This is a genomic window from Aeromonas sp. HMWF017 (assembly GCF_003061465.1).
GTDB lineage: Bacteria > Pseudomonadota > Gammaproteobacteria > Enterobacterales > Aeromonadaceae > Aeromonas > Aeromonas veronii.
On sequence record NZ_QAJD01000141.1, the window covers coordinates 1 to 5,616 of the forward strand.

At 51.5% G+C, this 5,616-nt stretch carries 4 protein-coding genes and 1 pseudogene; all 5 read right to left on the minus strand.

Going from position 1 to position 5,616, the window contains the following annotated elements; all coding sequences use genetic code 11:
- Window positions 1-248: 248 nt before the first annotated feature.
- Entirely contained in the window at window positions 249-1,679 is a 1,431-nt protein-coding gene (ptsG, locus tag DBR30_RS14315) for a PTS glucose transporter subunit IIBC (protein ID WP_005338586.1), read from the minus strand.
- Between the two features lie 424 nt (window positions 1,680-2,103).
- Window positions 2,104-3,096, minus strand: coding sequence for a MalM family protein (locus DBR30_RS14320; protein WP_108539956.1), 993 nt, complete (start codon window positions 3,094-3,096; stop codon window positions 2,104-2,106).
- A 77-nt stretch (window positions 3,097-3,173) separates the two neighbouring features.
- The gene (locus DBR30_RS14325) at window positions 3,174-4,436 is read right to left on the minus strand and encodes a maltoporin (RefSeq protein ID WP_042081112.1); all 1,263 of its coding nucleotides are present in this window, start codon (window positions 4,434-4,436) and stop codon (window positions 3,174-3,176) included.
- Between the two features lie 542 nt (window positions 4,437-4,978).
- Window positions 4,979-5,419, minus strand: coding sequence for a flavodoxin (locus tag DBR30_RS14330; protein WP_108539935.1), 441 nt, complete (start codon window positions 5,417-5,419; stop codon window positions 4,979-4,981).
- 90 nt (window positions 5,420-5,509) lie between these two features.
- A pseudogene (locus DBR30_RS14335) lies at window positions 5,510-5,616 on the minus strand (tRNA pseudouridine(65) synthase TruC); the annotation flags it as partial.

Here is a 5,616-nt window from a genome sequence, read left to right on the forward strand (position 1 = left end):
GGCGCTCTTTTTATTGGCTGGCTTTATGGGGCTATGGGGTTATCTGGCAATGCCGTGCGATAAGGTGAGCGGAGCACACCACCTTGTGCTGTTGGGCCACCATTGGGCAACCCGTTACATATCGCCCCTTGGGCAAAGAGACTCCTGCCGAGATCGATCTACAGCGACTCGCACGCTCCATAACCACAAATAGCAAGAGGGAGGCTTTCGCCTCCCTCTTCAAACACGCTGATATTCAGGCAACAGGATTAGTTGCTCTTCATCCAGATGTCCATGTCGGTTTTCAGGTTGTCAGACTTGGTACCGAAGATGGCTTGAACGCCGGAACCAGCTACGACCACACCGGCAGCACCCAGTTTCTTCAGACCCGCCTGGTCAACTTTGGCAACATCTTTCACGCCAACACGCAGACGGGTGATGCAGGCATCCAGAGAAGCGATGTTCTCTTTACCACCGAAGGCGGCAACCAGAGCAGCAGACATCTCGTCTTTGCCTTGGCCAACGGCCTCTTCAGCAGTCTCGTCTTCACGACCCGGGGTTTTCAGGTTCATGGCACGGATAACGAAGCTGAATACCACGTAGTAAATGGCCGCGTAAACCAGACCCAGACCTACCAGCAACAGCATGTTGTCGGCACGCGGTGATTGCACCACGAAGTCGATGAAGCCGTTGGAGAAGGTGTGACCGTGTACGATACCCAGAGAGTTGGTCAGCACATAAGCCAGACCAGCCAGTACAGCGTGGATTGCGTACAGAACCGGAGCGATGAACAGGAAGGAGAATTCAATCGGCTCGGTGATACCGGTCAGGAAAGAGGTCAGGGCTGCAGAGGCCATGATACCAACGATCTTGGCGCGGTTTTCCGGCTTGGCAGCGTGAGCGATGGCGAACGCAGCAGCAGGCAGACCGAACATTTTGAACAGGTAACCACCAGCCAGCTGACCGAAGCCGTTACCGGCAGCGCGGGACGCGTCATCAGCAGTCAGGAAGCAGGTCATGATACCGTGAACAGTTTCACCGGCACCGTTGACGCAGGTACCAGCCTGATAGAAGAACGGTACGTTCCAGATGTGGTGCAGACCGAACGGGATCAGGGAGCGCTCAACCACGCCGTAGATACCGAAGGCCAGTACCGGGTTCTGGTTGGCAGCCCAGTCAGAGAAGGCACCGATGGCGCCACCCACTGGCGGCCAAATCACGGACAGGATCACACCCAGACCGATGGAAAGGAAACCGGTGATGATGGGTACGGCACGTTTGCCCGCGAAAAAGCCCAGGTACTCTGGCAGCTGGATCTTGTAGAAGCGGTTGAACGCCCAGGCAGCGATACCACCGGCCAGGATACCCCCCAGCACGCCGGTTTCGATGGTTTCAACACCCATCACAGGTGCCATGACCTTCAGGGTTGCGACCATGATGCCGTAGCCAACGATGGCTGACAGACCGGATACACCGTCGTTATTGGTAAAGCCCAGAGCAACACCCACTGCGAACAGCAGGGCCATCTGGCCAAATACGGAACCACCGGCTTGCTCCATCAATTGGGAGACAATTTCCGGCATCCAGCTGAAATGGGCAGCACCCACCCCCAGCAGAATACCTGCGACTGGCAAGACTGATACTGGCAGCATCAGCGCCTTACCAACCTTTTGCAGATTAGAGAAAGCATTTTTGAACATTGTGTGCGCTCCTGAATGGATTGTCGTCCCTGAACGATCTATCTGGATGAAATAAGCACTGATTCATTCAGATATCTTCGAGTCGGGCTTGTTTATTTTGACCATCAGAATATAACCCAGCGGGTCATAAATTGCTGCTTTCGAAGGCGGGGGAATATTGAATTTGGAGGGAAGATCACAACTTGTTTAGCGGCTAAAAAAACACATCTAATATAAGTTAATAATCTGCATTATCACTCTATTACAAAAACATATAAATAGCAGTTTCACTTTGTATTTTAATAATGCCATCTATATCAAATGGCAACTTATTGTAACTCAATGTAACGGCGTGATTTTTATTTATTACAGTCTACCGATTAAAAAGGCCTCCAACAAGGGAGGCCTCAATAAATATATCTGACCAACAAACGGTCGTATTACTCTATTTTTGCGAGCGCTTGACCGCATCAATAAACACGCTTTTTGCCTTGGTTGAACCGGCCCGCTCGGCCTCGTTCACCAGCTTCATCGCCTTGTCGATATCCCCCGCCTTGACCGCTTTTTCGATCTGGCTCTGGTAGAAGGCTTCTGTTTCACTCAGCATGACAGGAGCAGGTTTGGCAACGGTTGTCACTGCAGTTGCGGTTGCAGCGGTAGCGACTGGCACAACCAACTTGTTTGGTGTCGCATCCACGATCGGTGTATTGGCATCGATCGCTTCCTGGTAAACCGGCTTGTAGAAGTTATCCCCCAGCGCACTGGCACTCATATCTTCTACATCAATCTTGACCACACCCCATGCAGAGTGCGGGATCAGCGGATCCTTGGCACCATAATCCTGCACACTCAGAGACTTGGCCATCATCTTGGAAGGACTCATGGCTTGGGTGGTCTGGCTCAAGGTAGCCTGAGTGGTGTAAATCACCATATAGGTTTCATTGTTCGGGTTGCCGACATAGGAACGGTCGATGGTAAAGACGCCTTCAACCCGATCGCCATCCAACATACGCGCTGGTTTGTAGGTAATGATGTCGGCACCAATGGTGCGGGTCGGCTTGAACTGGGAATCCAGCAGCAACACTGTGGGGTTAAACAACGTCTTGTCAATCAGCCCAGCAACCGTGACCTTGAGATCACCGGAATTGGTCGGCAATTTGAAGGCGGCGTAATAGCTCTTGCCTTCCGGGAAGTTGAATGCCGGAGAGCTGCCATCAATAGCAACCACTCTTTTCTGCTCAGCAGCCAACGGCTGATACTGCAACTCGCTGATACTAGTGCAGCATACGGTGGCTGAGCCGAGCTGCTGAAGTGCGCTGGCACGGCTATCGAGGATGCTCTTGTACTCCTGAGTCGGAGCCACCGTTGCCTCAAGCGACGCACATGCCGTCATCAGAGTGGAACACAAAATCGTCAACGCTACCTTGCTATATTTCATCTGCATACCCTACACGCCATCTTGAAAAAAAGAGCCCCCGACAAGCGGGGGCGACTTGAAATCAGGTGATGGAGAGATTACCACCAAGCTTCGGCTTGTACACCGAAGTTCCAAGCATCGTCTTGGTTAACTCCGTTGCTATCTGCACGGAAAGCCCCATCTTGCTGTACATAGGAGGCGAAAACACGGATTTCAGGACGAGCCCAGAAGCCGGAACCAGCAGACCAAGCCTGAGCCAAAGTATACTTGGTGCCATCAGTGGAGGACTCTACCCCACCTTTCTTGGTCTGGTTATCCTTGAAGTAACCCACCTCTGCGATGGTCTTCATTACATCATTCCATTTGTACATCGGGCGAACTACTGCAGAGAAAGTATCTTTATCGTCATACTGAGTGCCCCACTCAGTAAAGTCTTTGGCCTGTGCATAAATCAACTGATGGCCAAATTCAACCTTGTCACCAACTGGCAATACACCCCAGTTGATAAGACGGAAGCCATCACCACTGCTGGAGTTAGACTGCAGACCACTCCCTGAACCGGCACCATAGCTAACACCTTGAGCAGCCAGACCATCCATAAAGTACTGAACTACAGTCTTGTTGAAACCACCCAACATGGACTGGGTCAGCTCGGCGGTCAGCATGTGTCCATCGTTGATATTAGGATTCTGCTTGTCTTGCAAATCAGTCGGGTTAGCCATGGCAAAGTCATAACCAACTTCAAGAGATGCATCAGTCCACAACGGGATACCGGCATAACGGATATCAAATACGTTGGTATCCATTGTCTTTGCTGATGGATCACCAGTAATTGCATCCCATGGGTCGTTACGCAGTACAGCAACAGAGAGCTTGCCAGGACCAACCTCAATATTTTCTACACCAGCACCGGCGCCAGAAACGTCCCAGTAGTAGGTGTCGGAGATATGGATGTCATGACGCTGGTAGTAACGCTTACCCGCCCATAGGGTTTCGTTCCCACCAAACAGGTTTTTAGCCTGCACATTGAACTGGCGAAGAGCAAAGTCTGCATCTTTTCCATCAACACTCTCCCAGTCACGCTTCTGGTTTGAGGTCATGGCAAACATGGAGTCGACATAGAAAGTCTGATTGTTCTTGTTGTAAACCTCTTGGCCCAGCTGAACTTCACCATAAGTGTCATTTTCTTGACCAAGACGACCCAAGCGGTTTTTACCCGCAGTCCCCAAACTTTGCATATCGCCGTTATCGGAAACACCGACACCGGAACGGAAGTAACCGTGGAAATCTACGGCAAAGGCGGCTTGGGAAGCCAGGGCGGCAGTAACAGCTGCTGCAATCGGGAGCCACTTCATTTTCATTGTCATATTCCTTATTTCCCGCAGTGAGGAGTGTGATCCTGAATATTCAACTTCTTATCACCATGTAATCATGTTGGTGATAACCGAGGTTGATTATAGGGAGCGTATTTCACGACAAATATGAAGCGACTCACAAAATGGCGACAAATCGCTCGGCAAACGATCGCCACAACACCAGTCAGTAAAAAACCGAAAAAATAGGCAATAGTTAACCAATAAGATAACAAAACAAGCAATGACATCAAACTTGAAAGCGTTACCAGCAATTAATTCGCGACTGAACCAAAGTCATTATTTTACGATCGAATGACAAAAACATGACTGAGATCGCTTTCAAGATTGAACTTTTATTTGGACGACGGGTCTGCGATACGCTTGAAACCATTACGCCGATGGAATGCCAAAAGGGGAAAATATCCCTCCGCCACTATCGACAATAAGCGTGGGAAATATGCTTGCTGAGTGAGATGACATTTGTGCAAATAACAATCCCCTGCCGGTTAAAGATCAGGGGATTGATATGACTCTATTTCAGAGAATATTCAGGGCTGAATATCCCACTTTTTCAGCCAGGTGAGTGCCACCTGTTCGGGTTCATCGTGCACGGTGGCATCCAGCTCCAGCGGGGGCATCACTCGCGTGGCGCCCAGCTCTTGCAGCAACCCGTCCAGCCGACGGCCCGCGCCACAAAAATGGTCATAGCTGCTGTCACCCATGGCAATCAGGGCATACCGCAGCCCCTTGAGCCAGGGTGCCTTGTCGGCCAGCTCGCTGGCAAAAGGCTGCAGATTGGGAGGAATGTCCCCCTGCCCGGTGGTGGCACTGACCAGCAATAAAAAACGGCCAGGGTCGATGTCCGCCAGCCGTGCTTCTTCGTGCAGAGAACAGTGATGCCCCTTGCGTTCCAGCTCATCTACCAAGGTCTCGGCCACCAGCATGGCTGCGCCATAGACAGTTCCTACCACGATATCGATCTGCGCCATTCTCCTCTCCCTGCTTGAGTCACTCTTTTGAGCAACTCTATCAGCAAGCTGGCGTCAGATGCCACCGGTTCAAGGCTGAGGATCAGGCGCTTAGTAGTCGCTCTCGCTGGCGGGCCAGCCCAGCTCGGCAAACAGGCGCAGCACATCCTGACCGAGTGGAGCCTGGATCCGCATCGGCACCTTGAGCACCGGATGGG

Coding starts and splice junctions, on each gene's coding strand:
- ptsG (WP_005338586.1), bottom strand. CDS start 1,679: ATGTTCAAAAATGCTTTCTCTAATCTGCAAAAGGTTGGTAAGGCGCTG.
- DBR30_RS14320 (WP_108539956.1), bottom strand. CDS start 3,096: ATGAAATATAGCAAGGTAGCGTTGACGATTTTGTGTTCCACTCTGATG.
- DBR30_RS14325 (WP_042081112.1), bottom strand. CDS start 4,436: ATGAAAATGAAGTGGCTCCCGATTGCAGCAGCTGTTACTGCCGCCCTG.
- DBR30_RS14330 (WP_108539935.1), bottom strand. CDS start 5,419: ATGGCGCAGATCGATATCGTGGTAGGAACTGTCTATGGCGCAGCCATG.